General features: G+C 66.4%; 17 protein-coding genes and 1 other RNA gene. 4 read left to right on the plus strand and 14 right to left on the minus strand.

Annotated features, from left to right (window positions below; translation table 11 throughout):
* Positions 1-193 precede the first annotated feature (193 nt).
* A complete protein-coding gene (locus tag EO141_RS21430) occupies positions 194-3,370 on the plus strand; it encodes a TonB-dependent receptor plug domain-containing protein (RefSeq protein ID WP_164739260.1) in 3,177 nt (1,058 codons plus the stop codon).
* A 1,065-nt stretch (positions 3,371-4,435) separates the two neighbouring features.
* Here EO141_RS21430 and thiE read toward each other — a convergent pair.
* Positions 4,436-5,059, minus strand: coding sequence for a thiamine phosphate synthase (gene thiE / locus EO141_RS16840; protein WP_126947491.1), 624 nt, complete (start codon positions 5,057-5,059; stop codon positions 4,436-4,438).
* Positions 5,060-5,082: 23 nt separating this feature from the next.
* Between thiE and EO141_RS16845 the strand changes: the two genes are divergently transcribed.
* Positions 5,083-5,322: a rubredoxin gene (locus tag EO141_RS16845; RefSeq protein WP_047124717.1), complete on the plus strand. Its 240-nt coding sequence runs from the start codon at positions 5,083-5,085 to the stop codon at positions 5,320-5,322.
* Positions 5,323-5,420: 98 nt separating this feature from the next.
* Here the strand turns inward: EO141_RS16845 and EO141_RS16850 are convergent, their stop codons facing one another.
* The 8 genes from EO141_RS16850 to EO141_RS16885 all read right to left on the minus strand — a co-directional run bounded on the left by EO141_RS16850 (position 5,421) and on the right by EO141_RS16885 (position 9,827).
* The gene (locus EO141_RS16850; protein WP_104584728.1) at positions 5,421-6,302 is read right to left on the minus strand and encodes a SirB1 family protein; all 882 of its coding nucleotides are present in this window, start codon (positions 6,300-6,302) and stop codon (positions 5,421-5,423) included.
* A gap of 40 nt (positions 6,303-6,342) precedes the next feature.
* Positions 6,343-6,792, minus strand: a complete 450-nt coding sequence (locus tag EO141_RS16855) for a DUF192 domain-containing protein (protein WP_026064588.1) — start codon at positions 6,790-6,792, stop codon at positions 6,343-6,345.
* A gap of 163 nt (positions 6,793-6,955) precedes the next feature.
* Complete coding sequence (gene rpiA / locus EO141_RS16860) at positions 6,956-7,603, minus strand: ribose-5-phosphate isomerase RpiA (protein WP_104648848.1); 648 nt, start codon at positions 7,601-7,603, stop codon at positions 6,956-6,958.
* A 97-nt stretch (positions 7,604-7,700) separates the two neighbouring features.
* The gene (locus tag EO141_RS16865; protein ID WP_164739261.1) at positions 7,701-8,171 is read right to left on the minus strand and encodes an EVE domain-containing protein; all 471 of its coding nucleotides are present in this window, start codon (positions 8,169-8,171) and stop codon (positions 7,701-7,703) included.
* Entirely contained in the window at positions 8,168-8,758 is a 591-nt protein-coding gene (locus EO141_RS16870; RefSeq protein ID WP_104648849.1) for a 5-formyltetrahydrofolate cyclo-ligase, read from the minus strand. The genes EO141_RS16865 and EO141_RS16870 overlap by 4 nt, the downstream gene beginning before the upstream one ends.
* A gap of 270 nt (positions 8,759-9,028) precedes the next feature.
* Positions 9,029-9,213: non-coding RNA, 6S RNA (gene ssrS, locus EO141_RS16875), on the minus strand.
* A 96-nt stretch (positions 9,214-9,309) separates the two neighbouring features.
* Complete coding sequence (locus EO141_RS16880) at positions 9,310-9,609, minus strand: cell division protein ZapA (RefSeq protein ID WP_115677338.1); 300 nt, start codon at positions 9,607-9,609, stop codon at positions 9,310-9,312.
* On the minus strand, positions 9,606-9,827 hold the full coding sequence (locus EO141_RS16885) for a TIGR02449 family protein (RefSeq protein WP_024938110.1): 222 nt from the start codon (positions 9,825-9,827) through the stop codon (positions 9,606-9,608). Before EO141_RS16885 ends, EO141_RS16880 begins: the two co-directional genes overlap by 4 nt.
* 237 nt (positions 9,828-10,064) lie before the next feature.
* On the opposite strand from EO141_RS16885, the gene EO141_RS16890 reads away from it, so the two are divergent.
* Together EO141_RS16890 and EO141_RS16895 are read left to right on the plus strand one after the other, a co-directional pair.
* A complete protein-coding gene (locus EO141_RS16890) occupies positions 10,065-10,607 on the plus strand; it encodes a YecA family protein (RefSeq protein WP_024938111.1) in 543 nt (180 codons plus the stop codon).
* A gap of 13 nt (positions 10,608-10,620) precedes the next feature.
* Positions 10,621-11,991, plus strand: a complete 1,371-nt coding sequence (locus EO141_RS16895) for an aminopeptidase P N-terminal domain-containing protein (RefSeq protein ID WP_104584740.1) — start codon at positions 10,621-10,623, stop codon at positions 11,989-11,991.
* Between the two features lie 155 nt (positions 11,992-12,146).
* Here the strand turns inward: EO141_RS16895 and EO141_RS16900 are convergent, their stop codons facing one another.
* The 5 genes from EO141_RS16900 to hemW all read right to left on the minus strand — a co-directional run bounded on the left by EO141_RS16900 (position 12,147) and on the right by hemW (position 18,120).
* Positions 12,147-12,545 carry an XVIPCD domain-containing protein gene (locus tag EO141_RS16900; RefSeq protein WP_127169746.1) on the minus strand — a complete coding sequence of 133 codons (399 nt, stop codon included), beginning with the start codon at positions 12,543-12,545 and terminating at the stop codon, positions 12,147-12,149.
* Positions 12,546-12,573: 28 nt separating this feature from the next.
* Positions 12,574-13,899, minus strand: a complete 1,326-nt coding sequence (pepQ, locus tag EO141_RS16905; protein ID WP_127169747.1) for a Xaa-Pro dipeptidase — start codon at positions 13,897-13,899, stop codon at positions 12,574-12,576.
* A gap of 65 nt (positions 13,900-13,964) precedes the next feature.
* Complete coding sequence (locus EO141_RS16910; protein WP_104584744.1) at positions 13,965-14,312, minus strand: PilZ domain-containing protein; 348 nt, start codon at positions 14,310-14,312, stop codon at positions 13,965-13,967.
* Positions 14,309-16,741: a DUF1631 domain-containing protein gene (locus EO141_RS16915; RefSeq protein WP_127169748.1), complete on the minus strand. Its 2,433-nt coding sequence runs from the start codon at positions 16,739-16,741 to the stop codon at positions 14,309-14,311. The genes EO141_RS16910 and EO141_RS16915 overlap by 4 nt, the downstream gene beginning before the upstream one ends.
* Before the next feature lie 221 nt (positions 16,742-16,962).
* On the minus strand, positions 16,963-18,120 hold the full coding sequence (hemW, locus tag EO141_RS16920; protein ID WP_127169749.1) for a radical SAM family heme chaperone HemW: 1,158 nt from the start codon (positions 18,118-18,120) through the stop codon (positions 16,963-16,965).
* Positions 18,121-18,132: the final 12 nt, after the last annotated feature.

Raw genomic sequence — 18,132 nt, forward strand, 5'->3', positions numbered from 1 at the left:
ACCCGTCGGAGCGCACGGGTAGGGCGATCCGGCTGCCTATGATCGAACGCAAGGGTATCGACGGTTTGGCATGAGCAAATGACCGGTGGTCATTGGTCTGCTGCGGCAGATGTTCAGAGAGTGTGATTCCGGTAGCCATTGGCGCCGTTCATTTTTGTCGCGTTGCCGACAGTTCCAGACTGGGGGAGAAAACATGAACCGTAGTATCCAGAAGCGTGCCTTGGCGTTGGCACTGGTCGTGGCCATGGGGAGCGTCCACGCGCAGTCCACCAGCGGCAGCATCGTCGGCAGCGTGGGACAGAGCAGCGGCACCAGCGTGCTGGTGGAAAACAACAGCGGTTTCAGCCGCGAAGTGCCGGTGGATGCACGCGGCCGGTACACCGCCGGCAATCTGCCGCTGGGCACCTACAAGGTCACGGTCAAGCGCGATGGCGCGGTGGTGGAAACCCGCGAAAACGTCGCGATCACCGTCGGCGCCAACACCGACGTCTCGTTCGCTGCCGCTTCGGGGAGCGGCATGCAGACCCTGGACAGCGTCACCGTCACCGCCGCGGGCCTGACCACCATCGACGTCAGCAGCGTGGACACCCGCACGGTGGTCACCGCCGAGCAGCTGCAGCAGCTGCCGCTGGGCCGCACTGCCGAGGCAATCGCGCTGCTGGCACCGGGCGTGGTGGTCAACAGCGGCGGCTTCGACAATGGCCCGCTCGGTGGCTCACTGCCCAGCTTCGGCGGCTCGGCCGCCAGCGAAAACGCCTATTACCTCAATGGTTTCAACACCACCACCATCAGCAACAACCTGGGTGGTCTGACCCTGCCGTACGGCGCCATCGACCAGCAGGAAATCTTCACCGGCGGCTATGGCGCGCAGTACGGCCGCGCCAATGGCGGCGTGATCAACCAGATCGGCAAGCGCGGCACCAACGAGTGGAAATTTGGCGCGGCGGTGATCTGGGAACCCAATGGCCTGCGTGCCAACCAGCGCGATATCTACTGGCGCCCGGACAGCCAGGGCAGCACGATCAACAACGCCGCCTACCGCTATGCGCGCGCGGCCAATGGCCTGTACCAGCCGGCCAGCGAGGCCGAAGCCAACCAGACCACCTACAGCGCCTATGTCGGCGGACCGATCCTCCAGGACAAGCTGTTCTTCTTCCTGGCTGCCGAGCAGGTGGATTCGGACGGCGTACGCGTCGGCACCAATCGCGACACCGACAACGGACGCACCGGCGGCCTCACCGATTACGACTACAAGCAGAAACGCTGGTACGCCAAGGTGGACTGGAACATCACCGACAACCACCTGATCGAGGTGACCGGCGCCAGCGACGAGGCGGAGACCAACGGGTCGATCTACCGCTACGACTATGTCAATCGCCAGCGCGGCAGCTATTTCACCGACGAATCCACCTGGAAGACCGGCCCGACCTTGTTCACCGGCAAGTACACCGGCTATCTCAGCGACAACCTCACCGTGACCGCGCTGTACGGCAAGATGAAGACGCCCGACGAGCTGACGCCCTTCAACTACGACGCGGCCGGCGGGCCGGTCATCAACAGCGCTGCGTTGCAGAATCCGGCCTACACCGGCGGCACCCCGCGCATCGGCAATCAGCTGGTCACCTCGGTCAGTTCACCGGACCGCGAATACAAGAAAGACAATCAGCGCCTGAATCTGGAATGGCGTATCGGCCACCACACGCTCAACTTCGGTATCGACAACCAGAAGTCCGAAGGTATCGATGTGGGTTCGGTGCTGTCCGGCCCCGGCTTTGCGTGGACCTACGGCCAGACCAACGATCCCAATGGCGTGCGGACGGGCGGACTGGTCAGCCAGTCGGCCAACGAAGCCGGCGGCATCGGCGCGCCGAGCCCGGGCCTGGTCGATCCGGTCAATGGGTCCAGCGGCTACTACGTGGTGCGCAACATCAACACCAGCCTGTACTCCTACGAGGCCAAGCAGCGCGCCTACTACATCGAAGACAAGTGGCAGGTCACCGACAACCTGTTGTTGAGCATCGGCCTGCGTAAGGACGAATTCACCAACTACACCCCGTTCGGCGACCCGTACATCGAAGTGGATAACGCCTGGGCGCCACGCCTGGGCTTCAGCTGGGACGTCAACGGCGATTCCAGCCTGAAGGTGTTCGGCAACGTCGGCCGTTATTACCTTGGCCTGCCGCTGTCGGCAGTGAGCCTGTTCACCCCGGCCACCACCACCGATACCTACTTCACCTACAGCGGCATCAATGCCGATGGCACGCCGGTCCTGGCGCAGCAGCTGGGGTCGGCGGTGTCGGCCAACTCGCGCTTCGGCCGCATCGCCGATGTGCGCACTGCAGTGGTCAAGGACATCGAGGGCGAGAACCAGGACGAAGTCATCCTCGGTTTCACCAAGCAGCTGGAGACCGGCTGGGTGCTGGGCGTGCGCGGCACGCATCGCCGCCTCAATGCGGGTATCGACGATCAGAACTACGACGTCTCCAATACCGCATTGATCGCCGCCGCCGCAGCGCAGGGCGTGACCATCGATTTCTCGCAGGTTGCCGGCGCATCGCTGATCAACCCCGGCCAGACCAATACCTGGGGCGTGATCGGTACCGATGGCCAGTTCCATGAGGTATCGGTGAGCCGCGAAGCGGCGGGTTTCCCGAAGTTCAAGCGCAACTACTCGGCAGTCGAGTTCAACCTGGAACGTCCGTTCGACGGCAAGTGGTACGCCAAGGTCAACTACGTCTGGTCGCATAGCTACGGCACCACCGAAGGCCAGGTGCGTTCTGATCTGTGGCGCACCGGCGGCGCCTTGGGCAGCTACCAGGGCCAGGCCTCGGTCTCCACCACGCAGAGCTGGGACCACGCGGCGCTGATGGAACACTTCAACGGCGATCAATCCAACGATCACCGCCATCAGCTCAAGTTGTTCGGCTTCTACCAGTTCACTCCGCAATGGGGGGCGTCGGCCAACTTCAGCCTGATCTCGGGCGCACCACACAATTGCCTGGGCAACTACTACGGCGACAACTACACCGGCACCGATCCGGCCGGCTACGGTGGCAGCGCGATCACCGGCGGTCCTTACCACTACTGCTACAGCCCGGAAACCGGCACCGGCGTGGCATCGCCTCCCGGCTCGCAGGGACGGCTGGGCTGGATCGCGCAGCTCGACATGGGCGTGACCTACAAGCCGGCATTCGCCGCCGGCAAGCTGGCACTGCGTTTCGACGTGTTCAACATCACCAACGAGCAGACCGCAACCAACATCTATCCGTTCTCGCAGCTGCCCGACAACACCACCAACCCGCTCTGGGACCAGGTCGTGGCCTATCAGGCACCGCGCTCGGGCCGGGTGACATTGAGCTACGACTTCTGATCGAGGCAGGTAATAAGGTTAGCGCCGGCAGCGACGCGTGATGGCACGCGTCGCTGCCTTGTTTTTGGCGTTTGGGTGCTGGCGCTCAAGCCGCTCAGTCATCTGACGTACGACGCGCGGCAGGTGTAGAGCGGTTGATCTGCGGCTTGGCTGCAGGGCCCTTGCCGCCCACCGTCGCGGGACACGCTGCAAGTACGTCCCTGTAAGCTCTTACGCGGCATCCATGCCGCGTAAGGTCCCGCGACGGTGGGCGGGCAAGGACCTGTCGAGATGGTCGGTGTGCGTGGTCAAGAGCGGAGCATGACGTGCGCTGGTCGTATCACGTTGCCTCAGGAAATCCCGCATCGCAGTTCCAGCGGCACGCAGGCTTTCCACAAGCGCACTCCGAGTTTCTCACTCAACGCAGGTCTCGCAACCCCCAGGGTTTGCCTGACCACCGACCAATTGCCTGGTGCGGTGTCCTCGCCGATTGCGGGACTCCTGGCGGCCTGGATGCCGCCACGCAGCCTCCAGGGACGGATGCACGGCGCGTCCCGCGAGCGGTGAGGGCACCGCGAACACGACGCTGCGAGTTGGCTGCACGGCCCTTGCCCGCCCACCATCGCGGGACGCGCCGCAAGTACGTCCATGTAGGCTCCGGCGCGGCATCCATGCCGCTCAGGGTCCCGCGACGGTGAGCGGGCAAGGACCAATCGAGATGGTCGGTGTGCACGGTAAGAGCGGTGCTGGATGCGCCTCGTTGGATCGTGGAGCAACGGCTTCACGTCTTAATGCATACCGCACGAGAGAAAGCTTTTTACAAGAGCGCCGACCGACTGTCTGGTGCGGTGTCCTCACCGATTGCGGGACTCGTGGCGGCATGGATGCCGCCACGGAGCCTCCAGGGGCGGATGCACGGCGTGTCCCGCGAGCGGTGAGGGCGCCGCGCACTCGACGCACTCGGCTTGTGACTGCATCTGATAAACGACGCTTCGACTCGAATCCCGGTTTCTTGTGTCTTCGCGTGCGCGTGTCGCCGGTAACTTCTGTTATCTGTTATCTGTTGTCTGTTACCTGCCAGCCACGCTACCGTGCAAACCCGGCCCGATAGGCCTGCACTGCCGCGAGCGGATCCGGCGCGGCATAGACGCCGCTGACCACCGCAATCAACTCGGCGCCCGCAGCCACCAACGCGGGCACCTGCGCAGCCGCGATGCCGCCAATCGCCACCCGTGGTACTCCCAGCGCTCCAGCTTGCTGTAGCAACGCAGGCGTTGCGCGACGTGTGGTCACCTTGGTGGTGGTGGGGAAGAACGCACCGAAGGCCACGTAGCTGGCACCGGCCGCGACCGCTGCGTACGCACGTGCGATCTCGTCGTAGCACGACACTCCGATGATGGCCTGCTCGCCCAACAGCGCACGCGCCGCCGCCACCTCGCCATCGTCTTCGCCCAGGTGCACGCCCTGCGCGCCCACCTGCAATGCCAGCTGCGCATCGTCGTTGATGATCAACGGCACGGCGTGCGCGGCGCAGGCCTCGTGCAGCGCACTGGCCTGCTCCAGGCGCAGCGCCGCGCTGGCCTGCTTGTTGCGGTACTGCAGCCAGGCGACAGCGGGCAGCAGCGGCAAGGTGCGCGCGATCAGGCGCGCGGTGTCGGGCTCGTCGGGTGTGATGAGGTAGACGCCGCGGGCGTTGTGCAGGTCGGGCATGGCAGCGCTTCCGGAAGCGGTGGGTGGGATGGGACAATGCAGTCCCACCGTTGCGTGACCGCGATTATCCGATGAGCGAGACATCCACGACCACCTACCGCACCTGGATGTGCGTCGTCTGCGGGTTTCTCTACCACGAGGCCGACGGCATCCCCGAAGAAGGCATCGCCCCGGGCACCGCCTGGCAGGACGTTCCCGACACCTGGACCTGCCCCGATTGCGGTGTGACCAAGGACGACTTCGAGATGGTCGAGATCGACTGAGGCGCTGCCCGTTCAGCTGGATTGGTGCGTTTTGCGCGCCACAACATCGCCTGCCTCCATTCGGGCGGGCGCTGGTGACGACGCGGCAAGCTGTGGTTTCAGTGCGCGCGCGCGCGCTGACTGCTCAGTTCGACCAGGTGCTCATGCAGATTGGTCGCATCCTGCGCACCGGGATTGAGCTGCAGGTAGCGCGATAAGTCGTGGCGTGCGCCGTTGCGGTGGCCCAGATGCAGATAGGCCATGCCGCGATCGCGTAACGCCTCGGGCTGGTCCGGCACCAGCTTCAGGATGCGGTCGGCGCTGCGCGCGGCGCGGTCCCAGTGCTCGGCATCGGCGTAGACGCCGTGCAGATTGCGCAGGATGCGGATCAGGATCGCGCGGTGCGGCGCGGGGTCGAGGATCTGCGCCAGGGCGCGGTCGTCGGGAATCTCACCCCCCAGATGTGGGCGCGCACGCTCGCGCAGCTCGTCCACGCCCAGCGGGCGGCCGCCGTTGAACGGGTCCATGACCAGCACGCCGTCGTCCACCGGCAAACGCACCAGGAAATGCCCGGGAAACGACACGCCCGCCAGCGGAATGCCCAGCCGGCGCGCGACTTCGATCTGCACCATCGCCAGCGAGATCGGGTTGCCCAGGCGACGCTCGAAGACCTGGTTGAGGTAGCTGTTGCGCGGGTCGTAGTACTCGTCGTGATTGCCCGAATAGCCCAGCTCGTCGAACAGGTAGCGATTGACCGCGGCCATCTTCAACGGCCACAGGTCGATCGCCTCCACCTCGCGGCGCAGATGCTCGACGTGGCTTTGCACCAGCGTGTCGTACAGCTCGGCGTCCAGCTGCGGATACTCGTCGCGCGCGATCAGCAGCGCGGTGGACATCAACGGCACGGCGTCGTCGTCCAGGCTGGCGAGTGCGGTCCAATGGGGAAGTGGGAGCATGTCGACCATGCTGCCAAGAGTGTCGGCAACTGGCGCGTGGTTCAAGTCCGGTACTTCCTGACAGCAAGGGCCTGCCGTGTGAGATTTACTTGAGCTTTGGGATGTCCGGGCTCAGGGTCAATGTGGCGCCGTCCTGCAGGTTGATCCTGGCGGCCTGGCCGGCGTTGAGTTCCAGCACGTAACGGGCCGGGCGCTTGCTGGGGTAGGGCGGGCAGGCATCGCCGGCCGAGCAGGGCGGCACGTCGCGCTGCTGCGAGACCAGCCGGCGCTCATCGTCGAAATACAGGATGTCCAGCGCGATCTTGGTGTTCTTCATCCAGTACGCCAGCGGTTCCTGGCGGTCGTGGACGAACAGCATGCCGTGATCGTCCGCCATCGCATCGCGAAACATCAGGCCCTTGGCGCGATCGGCATCGTTCTGCGCCAGCTCCACCTGGTAGCGGGTACCGGCCAATTCCACCCAGCTACCGCCGCTGCTGGCGCAGCCGCCGAGCAGGATCAAGGACGCAAGGGCGAGGAGGCGAAGACGGCGCATACGGCATACCAGCGGGCGGGGATGCCGCACCATCTGCCAAGCGGCCGCGTGCGTCAAGCGGCTGTGGCGTGTTGAGCGGATCATTGCGTGCAATCAGGGCCCGCTCGCCATTACGTCGCAATGCAGGCCGGAAATGCGTGTGCGCGTGCCCGTGTGCGATCGCTCAGATCACCCGTGGCGGCTCGCCGCCGACGATCACCACATCGGCCGGGCGACGCGCGAACAGGCCCACGCAGACCACGCCGGGGATCTGGTTCACGCTGCGCTCCAGCGCCACCGGGTCGGTGATCTGCAGGTTGTGCACGTCCAGCACCACGTTGCCGTTATCGGTGACCACGCCATCGCGCCATACCGGCTGGCCGCCGGTGAGCGCCAGGATCTGCCGGGCCACCAGGCTGCGCGCCATCGGAATCACTTCCACCGGCAGCGGGAACTTGCCCAGCACCGGCACCTGCTTGCTGGGGTCAACGATGCAGATAAAGCGTTCGCTGGCCTCGGCGATGATCTTCTCGCGCGTCAACGCAGCGCCGCCGCCCTTGATCAGGCAGCGGTTCGGGTCGCACTCGTCGGCGCCATCCACATACAGCGACAGATTGCCGGTGTGGTTGAGGTCCAGCACCTCGATGCCATGGCGCCGGAGTTGCGCGCTGCTCTGCTCGGAGCTGGACACCGCGCCCTTGATGCGATGGCTGATGCGGCCCAGGGCATCGATGAAGTAGGCCACCGTCGAGCCGGTACCGACGCCGACGATCATGCCGTCTTCCACGTAATCGATCGCTTTTTCGGCGGCCAGGCGTTTTGCTTCGGACATGGGTTAAGAGCTCGGGATTAGTGATTGGGGATTCGGGATTCGTCAAAGCGGTGCAACGCGGGCGGGCAGTGGGCCAATCCCCAATCCCCAATCCCGGCTATTCCATCGCCAGCAGCAATTTCCACTGCGCGGCGGTCACCGGCAGGATCGACAGGCGGTTGCCGCGGGCGATCAGCGGGAAGCCTTCACCCAGCGCATCGGCCTGCTGCTTGATCTCGTCCAGTGCGATCGTGCGCTTGAGCTTGCGTTCGAAGGCCACGTCCACCAGCATCCAGCGCGGATCTTCGCGGGTGGCCTTGGGGTCGTGGTAGTCGGACTTGGGATCGAACTGGGTGTCGTCCGGATACGCGTCGCTGGCGACCTTGGCGATGCCCACGATGCCCGGGACCTTGCAGTTGGAGTGGTAGAAGAACACTCCGTCGCCGACATGCATGCCGTCGCGCATGAAGTTGCGTGCCTGGTAATTGCGCACGCCGTTCCACGGCTCGGTGCCGACACGCTCCAGATCATCGATGGAAAACGTGTCCGGCTCGGACTTCATCAACCAGTAGCGCTTGCGGGCAGTCATACGGAAACGGCGTCGTCCTTCAGGAAGGTGGCGTGTTCGGTGCAGATCGCATCCACTGCCACGTCCCAGGATTCGGTGGGCAAGGTGGGCAACTGCTGCGCGGCGAAGCCGGCGCCGACCAGCCAGGGCGGCGGCGTCTGGCGATGCCGGAACGCGAAGCTGCGATCATACCAGCCGCCCCCCATGCCCAGCCGCCGGCACTGCGCATCGAAACCGGTCAGCGGCGTGACCACCAGCGCCATCTCCTCGGCTGCCAGCAGGTCGGCGCGTTCCACGTCCGGTTCGGGGATGCCGTAGCGATTGCTGACCAGGCCCTGGCCTGGCCGCCACGGCGCAAAGCGCAACACGCGCCCGTCCAGCACCGGCAGGCAGTAACGCACGCCGGCCGGCAGACTCAGTTGCCAACGGTGCAGCGCGATTTCGCCATCCATCGCCCAGTACCCGGCCACCGCACCGGTCTGCGGCGCAAACGGCAGCGCCAGCAGGCGCTCGGCCAGCGCATCGGCGGCCGCCAGTCGCTGCGTCGCCGGCAGGCTGCGGCGCAGCGCGCGCAACTGCTGGCGCAGGGCGTCTCGGTCGTCGGTCATGGTGTCTCGCAGCGATAGGTGGGCCGGTATTGTCGATGGCGTGGATGCGCCTGCCTAGTGCGTGTGTATCGACGGATTTCCAGCTCCTGCACGGCTCTGGCCTGTCGCTGGGCGCATGTGCGTGAAGCGGTGGCCGGGTTGCGCGTCGCGCATGCGCGCATCATGTCCGGGCGCAGTGATCGCAGCAGTGGCGCAGCCACGCTGCGTGCACATGCCGGATGTTTCAGGCCCACAAAAAGAAACGGCGCCCGAAGGCGCCGTTTCAGATTTGCATTCTCCGCCGTGAACGATGCGGGCGAAACGACCTTGAACCCGGGGTTCAAGTGGGGACGTTGTGAGGCCATCGGGCTTCCCGCTACAAGGCGGACTTGCACTCCCGGCTTCGTCGCGCCCCCGTGGTCGTAATTAAGGGACAAGGCGAATGTTTTGCACGCTGTCGTTTACAGCAGAGAACGCAGGTGAAGTATAGACCTCTGCTGCGCGATGGCTAGCCCATTCGTCGGCCGGCGCAATTGAAAGTTCATATTTGCGACGACAGTGCGAACCGCACCTCAACGCGGTGTGTCGGAGACGCTGTCCAGGCGGCGATTCAAGCTGTCCAGCGTATTGGCCAATTCACGGTCGTAGAGCGCTTGCTGATCGCGCAGCTGTTGCAATTCGTGCGCCAGATTGAGTGCGGCCAACACCGCCACGCGATCTACCGCCGCCATGCGATTGCTGCCACGAATCTCGCGCATGCGCAGATCCAGCAGGCGCGCGGCGGCGGTGAGGCTCTCGCGTTCCTCGGCAGTGACGCCAACCGTGTATTCACGATCCAGGATGCGCACGCTGACCGGCTCGTTGGTGCTCACGTGTGCTGCTCCAGGGATTTCAGGCGGACGATCATGGCTTCCACGCGCGAGCGCGCCTGCTCGTTCTTGGTCAGCAGCTGCGCGCGCTCGCCGATCAGCTGTTCCTGCTGATGGCGCAGGCTGCGGTTCTCGTCGGTCAACCGCTGGCTACGCTCGACCAGGGCCTCCACACGGGCGGCAAGTGCGCGGATCTGGGCGAGGGCAGCGGCGTTGTCCATCTGCTCACGATAGGGGCGCGCGCGCGCGCCGGTCAAGCGCCCGGTTGCCGCCCGCTCACCTGCCGTCGGGCCAATCCCGACAAGGGCTGCCACGGGCCTCGCCCCAGCCGGCGTCATGTGCGTGGAACGCTACATGGAACGTACCGCTGGCGGCCGATGCAGGGTGCCTTGATACACTGAGGAGTCACATCGCCGGCGCCCGTGCCGGTACCTTCCGTTCTCAGCCTGGATGACCCGATGGATCTGCCCGATGTAACCGCCGTGCAAAACGAAAGTCGCCAGCTGGAGCTGGCTTCCTCCGCAGCGGAGTTGCATGGTGGATTGTGCGGGTGGCTTTCCGGCGGGGGTGCCGACAGCGGCGACTGGCTGGCGCGCATCCTGGCCGACACCGCGCAGGTGGCGCCCAGGCAGGGCGGGGCGCTGGACCAGATGCGTCAGGCCACGGTGGCGCAGCTGGAAGACCGCGATTTCGCCTTCGAGCTGCTGTTGATCGACGACGGTGCACCGCTGGCGGCGCGCACCGATGCCTTGTTCGACTGGTGTCGCGCCTTTCTGGGCGGCTTCGGCCTGGCGGCGCAGCAGCGCCCGGCACTGACCGAAGAGGGCGAGGAGGCGCTGCAGGACCTGGCGCGGCTGGCGCAGGCGTCCAGCGACGATTTCGATGCGGCCGATGAGGACGACACCGCCCTGGCCGAGATCGAAGAGTTCGTGCGCGTGGCGGTGCTGTTGCTGCATGGCGACTGCGTGATGGGGCCGCGCTTCCGCCAACGGTTGAACTGACCGCGTCTGCGCCATGAAGAAGCTCACCGGGATCGGCGCGGCCGAGTACGCGCGTCGGCGCAAGCAACTGATGCAGATGGCCGGCGATCAGGCCATCCTGATCCTGCCGGCCGCACCCGAGCGGGTGCGCAGCCACGACACCCACTATCCGTACCGGCAGGATTCGGATTTCTGGTACCTGAGCGGCTTTCCCGAGCCGGAAGCAGTGCTGGTGCTGGTGCCGGGCCGCAAGCATGGCGAGGCGATCCTGTTCTGCCGCGAGCGCGATGCCGAGCGCGAAGCCTGGGATGGCCCGCGCGAGGGCCAGGAAGGCGCGGTGGAGCGCTACGGCATGGACGATGCGTATCCCATCGACGATGTCGACGAGATCCTGCCGGGCCTGCTGGAGGGGCGCAGCCGCGTCTATTACCACTTCGGGCGCGACGTGGATTTCGATCTCAAGCTGATCGGCTGGCTCAAGCGCGTGCGCGAGCAGGTGCGCCACGGCGCGCAGCCGCCGCACGAATTCCTCGAGCTCGGGCATCTGCTGCACGAGCAGCGGCTGTTCAAGTCGCGCGACGAGATCGCGTTGATGCAACACGCTGCCGACATCAGCGTGCGCGCCCATCGTGCCGCCATGCGGATGGCGCGGCCGGGCATGCATGAGTACGAACTGCAGGCCGAGGTGGAGCGCGCGTTTCGCGCCGCCGATGCATGGCCGGCGTATGGCAGCATCGTGGGCACCGGCAGCAATGCCTGCGTGCTGCATTACCGCGCCAACAATGCGCGCAGCCGCGATGGCGAGCTGGTGCTGATCGATGCCGGTGCCGAATACCGCGGCTACGCGGCCGATATCACCCGCACCTTCCCGGTCAACGGCCGTTTTACCCCCGCGCAACGCGCGCTGCATGATCTGGTCGGCGCGGCGCAGGCTGCCGCACTTGCACAGGCGCGCCCCGGCGTGGCCTACGAAGCCGGGCATCTGGCCGCGGTACAGACCCTGACCGAAGGGCTGCTGCAGCTGGGCCTGCTCAAGGGCAAGCTGGAGCGCAACATCGCCGATGGCCATTACAAACGCTTCTATCGCCACAAGACCGGCCACTGGCTGGGGCTGGATGTGCACGATGTGGGTGACTACCGGCTGGCCGGCGACTCGCGTCTGCTCGAGCCCGGCATGGTGTTCACCATCGAGCCGGGGCTCTATATCTCCGCCGACGACACCACGGTGGAGGCCAGGTGGCGCGGCATCGGCATCCGCACCGAAGACAATGTGCTGATCACCGCCGACGGCCATCGGGTGCTGACCGATGCCTTGGCACGCAGCGCCGAGGAGATCGAAGCGGAGATGGCGGACCGCGACGCGTTGGGTGCAGGGCGCGGCAACACCGATGGTGGGCGGACCTGACGCGGATCGTTGCATTGCGCTGCAATGCAACGCGCGCGCTGCAGGTGGTGTTCCGATTGCCCGGCGCGTGCGATTGCGCCGGCGTTGTTACTCAAGACACGCTCTGCCCGGCGCCGCACAGGCATGCCGCGCCGGGCCGTCTGTTGCGAGGCGTGCTATTGACTGAGCTGCGGTGTCTGGATGCGCTCGGGCTGCTGGACCTGCTCGCTCGATGCGGAAATCTGCTGCGCGCGCGCGAACGACTGCTCTTCCGGCGTGCGCAATGCCTGCTCGGTCTTCATGTGCGCGCGCAGATGCGCCGGGTTGGCCGGATCGCCCTGCACCACGAACACGTTTTCGCCGCCGTGCACGCCGCGGTGGTTGGCCTCGCTCATCAGCACGTGGTCCACGCGCGACAGGCCGCCTTCCTTGGCCAGTGGCAGCAGCGCTGCGCTGAGCCGGTCACTGGTCTGGTCGGGTGCGCGTCCATGTGCCGCATCGATTGCATGCACGCCGCGCTGGATCTGCTGGTACATCGGGTGGTCGGGATGCGAGGGTTGACGTGGATCGTGCATGGCAATGCTCCGTGCTGTGCAAAATAACTCAGGGGGCGGCAAACACCGGGCGGGTCAGGTTTTCAGGGGCGCCATCGGTGCATACCACCTCGTCTTCGATGCGGATGCCGCCGTAGGGTGTGAACTGCGCAACGCGTGCCCAGTCGATGCTGGCGGCGTGGCCGTTTTTCTTCACTTCGTCCAGCAGCATGTCGATGAAGTACACGCCCGGTTCGATGGTGACCACCATGCCCGGTTCCAGCACGCGGGTCAGGCGCAGATACGGGTGGCCATCCGGGCGTTCGATGCGCCCGCCGCGGTCACTGGCCGCAAAACCGGCCACGTCATGCACCTGCAGGCCGATCAGATGGCCCAGGCCGTGCGGGAAGAACGCGGCGCTGACGCCGGTGGCGAGCGCAGCTTCCGGCGACACGGTAAGGATGCCGAAGTCCTTGAGGATGCCCATCAAAGCCAGGTGCGCATCCACATGCAGTTGCCTGTAATCCACCCCGGCGCGCACGTTCTGGCCCATACGGATCTGCGCGGCATCGACCGCATCGATCAGCGCCTGGAATTCGCTGCCGGGGTCGGCGGCATAGGTGCGGGTGATGTCGCTGGCATAGCCGTAGGCCGAAGCGCCGGCATCGATCAGGAAGCTGCGCAGCGGCTGCGGCGGCTGCTGGCCGAGCTCGGTGTAGTGCAGCACTGCACCGTGTTCGTTGAGCGCGATGATGTTGCCGTACGGCAGCTCGGTGGCGTCCTGGCCGACGGCGGCACAATAGGCCATGTGGATGCCGAATTCGCTTTGGCCGGCGCGGAAGGCCGCTTCGGCCGCACGATGGCCGCGTACCGCCAGTTGCTGGGCGATGCGCAGCAAGGCCAGTTCGTAGGGCGTCTTGAAGGCGCGCTGATATTCCAGGTAATCGAGCACCGGCTGCGGGTTGTTCGGCACATAGGCACCGAGCGCGCTCTGCGCCTCGCCCAGGATGGCGCAACGTTCGATCTGCCTGGGCAGCAGCGCCACTGCCTGGTCCGGGGTGCGGATGATGTGGATGTCGCAGTGTTCGACCCACCAGCCACTGGGGGCGTCGGGCACCACATGCCAATAGTCCAATGGCTGGCAGAAGATCAGCGTCGGGCGCTTGCCCGGGGTGTAGACCAGCCAGCTGTCGGGCACCCGCGTCAGCGGCACCCAGGCCTTGAACTGCGGATTGACCGCGTACGGGTAATCGCGGTCGTCGAACACCTGGTAATGCAGGCTGCCGCTGGGCACGACCAGGTGGTCGAAGCCGCCGCGTTGCAGCGCCTCGTCGGCGCGCGCGATCAGCGTGCGCAGGTGGTCGGAATACAGGTGGCTCAAGGACGGCTGGGGCATGCGGGACTCGATCGGCAATGCAAAGACAGGGCGCGATTTTGCCGTAATCGTGGTGATGCTGTCCTTCAGCCCAGCATGTGTTCTTCGGCGATCCAGGCGCGCAGGCGTTGGCGATGCGGCTCGGACATGGTCAGGAAGCGGAAGCCGGCCCAGGCCTGTCCGGGTGCGTGCGCGGCTTCGGTCCACAACAGATGCACGCCGACGTCGATCTCCGTGGCGCGGCCGATGCGCTCGGGCAGGCTGAAGCGCAACTGGTACAGGGCATCGTCCTGCAGCGGAACCGAGGCCAGCAGCAGCATGCCGGTTTCCGAGACATTGCCCACCCGGCCGATCTGCGCCTCGCTGAGCATGTCGGTCACCGGTACCAGGTCCGACGGCTGGCGGCGCGGTGCGCGGCGGGTGTCCTGGATCATCGGGTGGCCTCGGCAGCGGGCGACTGGCCGGCCAGGCTGCGCAGCGTGCGCACGGTGGCATGCCAGGCGCGGTCGATCAGGCGCGATTTCTCTTCGACCAGCAGGCGTGCCTGGCCACCGGCCATCAGCCGCGACAGGCCATCGAGCGAGTGCTCGCCGACCTTCTGTCCGCGCTGATTGACGAACAACGCGTTGTCGGTCATCGGGCTATACCAGGACAGCCGTTGCCGGCGCAGGTCGCCCTGCTGGTTGATGACGAATTCGAACCAGCTGCCGAACGGCAGGCTGCGCAGCTGCACGTAGCACGCCTCCTCGGCTGGCGAACGCGCGGTGGCGATATCCCTGCGCGGCGCACTGTCGCCCTGGTCACCCAGCCGCGTGCGCGTCTTGAGCCTGGCGGTGAGTTCGGTGCGCGAGGTCATCTCGTCCTCGCCACCGGGCGTGGACAGGCGCCGCGCGATCGCCGCCGCTTCATCGTGGTGGTAGCCAACCTGCAGCAGCGCGGTGTCGATCTCGGTGCCGAGCGCGATGTCGGCGGGTTGCCCCTTGCTGCGGCAGGTGACTTCGGCAATGCGGGTGGTCAGCGCCTGACGCTCGTCCCATTCGGGCGACTGCTCGCCCTGGCGCAGCAGCGTCAGCGTCAGCACGTCCGACCAGGCCTGACGCAGCAGCGCCTGCACGAAGCGCGGCGGGGCGCTCTGCTCGCACAGTTGCTCGATGCGCGCCTCGGCCTGCTGCTTGGCCGACTCCAGCCGCTCCTTGCCGCGCGCCGCATCCACATGGCGCCGCTCGGCGACCTCGGCCTTGCGGGCCAGCGTGCGCAGATGCGTCTGGATCTCGTCATTGGCCGCGGCGAACACGGCCTCATCGCCCTGATAGTCGTTGACGATCCTGTCCACCGCGCTGCCCAGCTTGTGCAGCAGTTGCGGGTCGACATCGTCCTCGCCCAGCCAGACCGCGCCGGACTCGGCTACGGTGTTGAGCAACTCGCGCACCGGGTGCTGGTCGCGCACGAAGAAATGCGTATCGGCCAACGCCGCGCGCACCACCGGGACCTGCAATTTGGCGAGCAGGGCCTGCGCCGGGGTCTGCGGGCGGACCTCGCGTTGCATCTGCGCGTAGAGCAGGCCGAGCAGATCGAAGGTGTCGGTGTCCTGCGGCGACAGCGCGGCCCCGGGGCCGTGTTGGCTCCGCAGCAACGCCAGCACCTGGCGCTGCACCGCATCGATGCCGGCAGGCTGCGGCGATGCCGCTGCCTGGGCCGCCAGCGCGCCCTGCAGGCTGGCCAGTGCGTCGCTGACGGCGGCCTTGGGCACGGCCGTGGAGGCACGCTGGGCCGATGCTTTCTCAGGTGTTGCCTGCGCGCCTGTCGCAGGCGCTGCGCCGTGCTGTGCAGCGTCTTGAGTCGCCGCTGCGCCGACCTCGCCGGCCGCCTGCGACTGCCGCGCCGACGCCATCAGGCCGCCCAGCGCCAGCACTGCATCGCCCAGTGCAGGTGTCGCCTGCTCACCGTAGGTGGCCGTTGCCAGTGTCATCGGAACAGCGGGCGGATCCAGCAAGGCGCTCTGCCATGGTGTCGGTGCGGACTGCCCGCTCCAGCCGGTTGCAGGTCGCCCGCCGCGCGGCGGCATCGCGCGCCCACTGGTGGCCGCAGCATCCTTCGCTGCGCTGGCTGATGCAGGCGCGGCGCGCCGGGTCTGCACCTGGGTGGGTTTGACTAGATACGGGTGATAGATCAGTCCCGGCAGGATGCCTTCCTGCGCCAGTGCGCCGTTGGCACGCTCGTACAGATCGTTCAACCGTTCGATCACCTGACGCTCGAACACGCGGTAGAGCGTCAGCTGCCCATCCAGGCTCAATCCCAACGTTTGGCCGCACTGGCGCAGCACGCGGCACACGGCGTACGGGCCCAGCGGCACGGCTTCCAGTTCGAATTCGGGCACCGCGCCGATTACTGCCAATCGCTGTGCCAGCAATTGCAGCGCATCGGCGCGGCGGGAGGTCTCGCGGCGCGCGATCTCGCTGAGCACGATATCGCGGTCGATATCGGTGTCTTCCACCAGGGTGAGCATCTGCGGATGCGCTTGCGCTGATGCTTCGGCTGCCGGCGTCAGTGACGGGCGATCGCGCAGCGTGGCCAGGTCCTGCGCCAGCTGCTGCAAGAACGCCTGCGGAAACAGGTCGATGTGATCGCGCAGGCCGCGCATCTGTGCATAGGCTTCGGCCTGGATCTGGCTGCTGCGTGCATGCTCGGCCTGATGCAGCAGCTCACGTTCCAGCTCCACGACGGTCAGCCGCAGCGGCCCGCTGAGCGCCTGCACACAGTGCGCGTGCAGCGCGGCAAGCAGGCGCCGCCCGCGCACGGAAACCGGCGCATCGGCGATCGGACCGCTGGGCGTGTGCTGCAGGGAAAAGGCGGGAGTGGACATCCGTGACGGCGGGCTCGGTGCGAGGCGTGCGTTATGTAGCATGTTTTCCCATCGGTCAGCGACCGCGCGGCTGCGAGACGTGCCTGGCAAGATCCGGTCGCCACTCTGACGCGGACGGCGCGCATGACACGACTCGCTGGATCTGCGCGCCAGTGCCGTCGCGTGCGCTACCGATCATGGCGCGGCGTGCTGGCTGCCGTGCCGCGCCGCGATCGCCGCGATCAGGCAAGAAACAGCTCGACCACGTCATTGGTGAAGCGGCGGCCCAGCTCGGTCGGCACCACGCGTCCGTCCTGCGCGGTCATCCAGCCTTGCGCAATCGCGCGCGCCACCGGCAGCTCGATGACCGACGCCGCCAGCCCGGTGGAGACTTCGAAGTCGCGCAGCGCGAAGCCCTCGTGCAGGCGCAACAGGTTGAGCATGTATTCGAACGGCAGCCGCTCGCGCGGCACGATCTCGTCGCCGCCAATCGATGCCGTGCTGCCGGCGCTGGCCAGGTAACTCTGCGGGTGCTTGTGCTTCCAGCGTCGCAACACATGCTGTTCGGCACCGGAGCTGATCTTGCCGTGCGCGCCGGCGCCGATGCCCAGATAATCGCCGAAGCGCCAGTAATTGAGGTTGTGCGCGCACTGCCGCCCGGGCCTGGCGTAGGCGCTCACCTCATACTGCGCATAGCCGGCCTCGGCCAGCAGGCGCTGGCAATGTTCCTGGATATCCCAGGCCGCATCGTCCTCGGGAATGCCCTTGGGCGGCCGCGCGAAGAACACCGTGTTCGGCTCCAGCGTGAGCTGGTAATGCGACAGATGGGTGGGCTGCAACGCGAACGCGCGTTCGAGATCGCGCTCGGCCTGCGCCAGGGTCTGCTCGGGCAATGCATACATCAGGTCGATGTTGAAATTGTCGTAGCCGGCATCCTGCGCCAGCGTGATTGCACGCTCGGCCTGGGCACTGTCGTGGATGCGACCCAGCCGCTGCAGCGCCACGTCGTCGAAGGTCTGCACACCGAAGCTCAGCCGGTTCACCCCGGCGGCGCGATAGCCGTCGAAGCGGCCATGCTCGGCGGTGCCTGGATTGGTTTCCAGGGTGATCTCCAGATTCGGCGCAAAGCGCAGCCGCGCGGCGGCGGCCTGCAGGAAGCGGTCGATCGCCTCGGGCGGGAACAGGCTCGGGGTGCCGCCGCCGAAGAACACCGAATGCACCACGCGCCCCCACACCAGCGGCAGGTCCGCATCCAGGTCGCGGATCAACGCATCCACATAGTCTTCGAATGGCAGCACGCCCTTGGCCGCATGCGAATTGAAGTCGCAGTACGGGCACTTGCGCACGCACCAGGGCAGGTGCACGTACAGCGACAGCGGCGGTGGAATCAGGTCGGGCACTGCATCAGGCCA

The sequence above is a fragment of the Xanthomonas sp. BRIP62415 genome, from assembly GCF_003993515.1.
Taxonomy (GTDB): domain Bacteria; phylum Pseudomonadota; class Gammaproteobacteria; order Xanthomonadales; family Xanthomonadaceae; genus Xanthomonas; species Xanthomonas euroxanthea.

Coding starts and splice junctions, on each gene's coding strand:
- EO141_RS21430 (WP_164739260.1), top strand. CDS start 194: ATGAACCGTAGTATCCAGAAGCGTGCCTTGGCGTTGGCACTGGTCGTG.
- thiE (WP_126947491.1), bottom strand. CDS start 5,059: ATGCCCGACCTGCACAACGCCCGCGGCGTCTACCTCATCACACCCGAC.
- EO141_RS16855 (WP_026064588.1), bottom strand. CDS start 6,792: ATGCGCCGTCTTCGCCTCCTCGCCCTTGCGTCCTTGATCCTGCTCGGC.
- rpiA (WP_104648848.1), bottom strand. CDS start 7,603: ATGTCCGAAGCAAAACGCCTGGCCGCCGAAAAAGCGATCGATTACGTG.
- EO141_RS16865 (WP_164739261.1), bottom strand. CDS start 8,171: ATGACTGCCCGCAAGCGCTACTGGTTGATGAAGTCCGAGCCGGACACG.
- EO141_RS16870 (WP_104648849.1), bottom strand. CDS start 8,758: ATGACCGACGACCGAGACGCCCTGCGCCAGCAGTTGCGCGCGCTGCGC.
- EO141_RS16885 (WP_024938110.1), bottom strand. CDS start 9,827: ATGGACAACGCCGCTGCCCTCGCCCAGATCCGCGCACTTGCCGCCCGT.
- EO141_RS16890 (WP_024938111.1), top strand. CDS start 10,065: ATGGATCTGCCCGATGTAACCGCCGTGCAAAACGAAAGTCGCCAGCTG.
- EO141_RS16895 (WP_104584740.1), top strand. CDS start 10,621: ATGAAGAAGCTCACCGGGATCGGCGCGGCCGAGTACGCGCGTCGGCGC.
- EO141_RS16900 (WP_127169746.1), bottom strand. CDS start 12,545: ATGCACGATCCACGTCAACCCTCGCATCCCGACCACCCGATGTACCAG.
- pepQ (WP_127169747.1), bottom strand. CDS start 13,899: ATGCCCCAGCCGTCCTTGAGCCACCTGTATTCCGACCACCTGCGCACG.
- EO141_RS16910 (WP_104584744.1), bottom strand. CDS start 14,312: ATGATCCAGGACACCCGCCGCGCACCGCGCCGCCAGCCGTCGGACCTG.
- EO141_RS16915 (WP_127169748.1), bottom strand. CDS start 16,741: ATGTCCACTCCCGCCTTTTCCCTGCAGCACACGCCCAGCGGTCCGATC.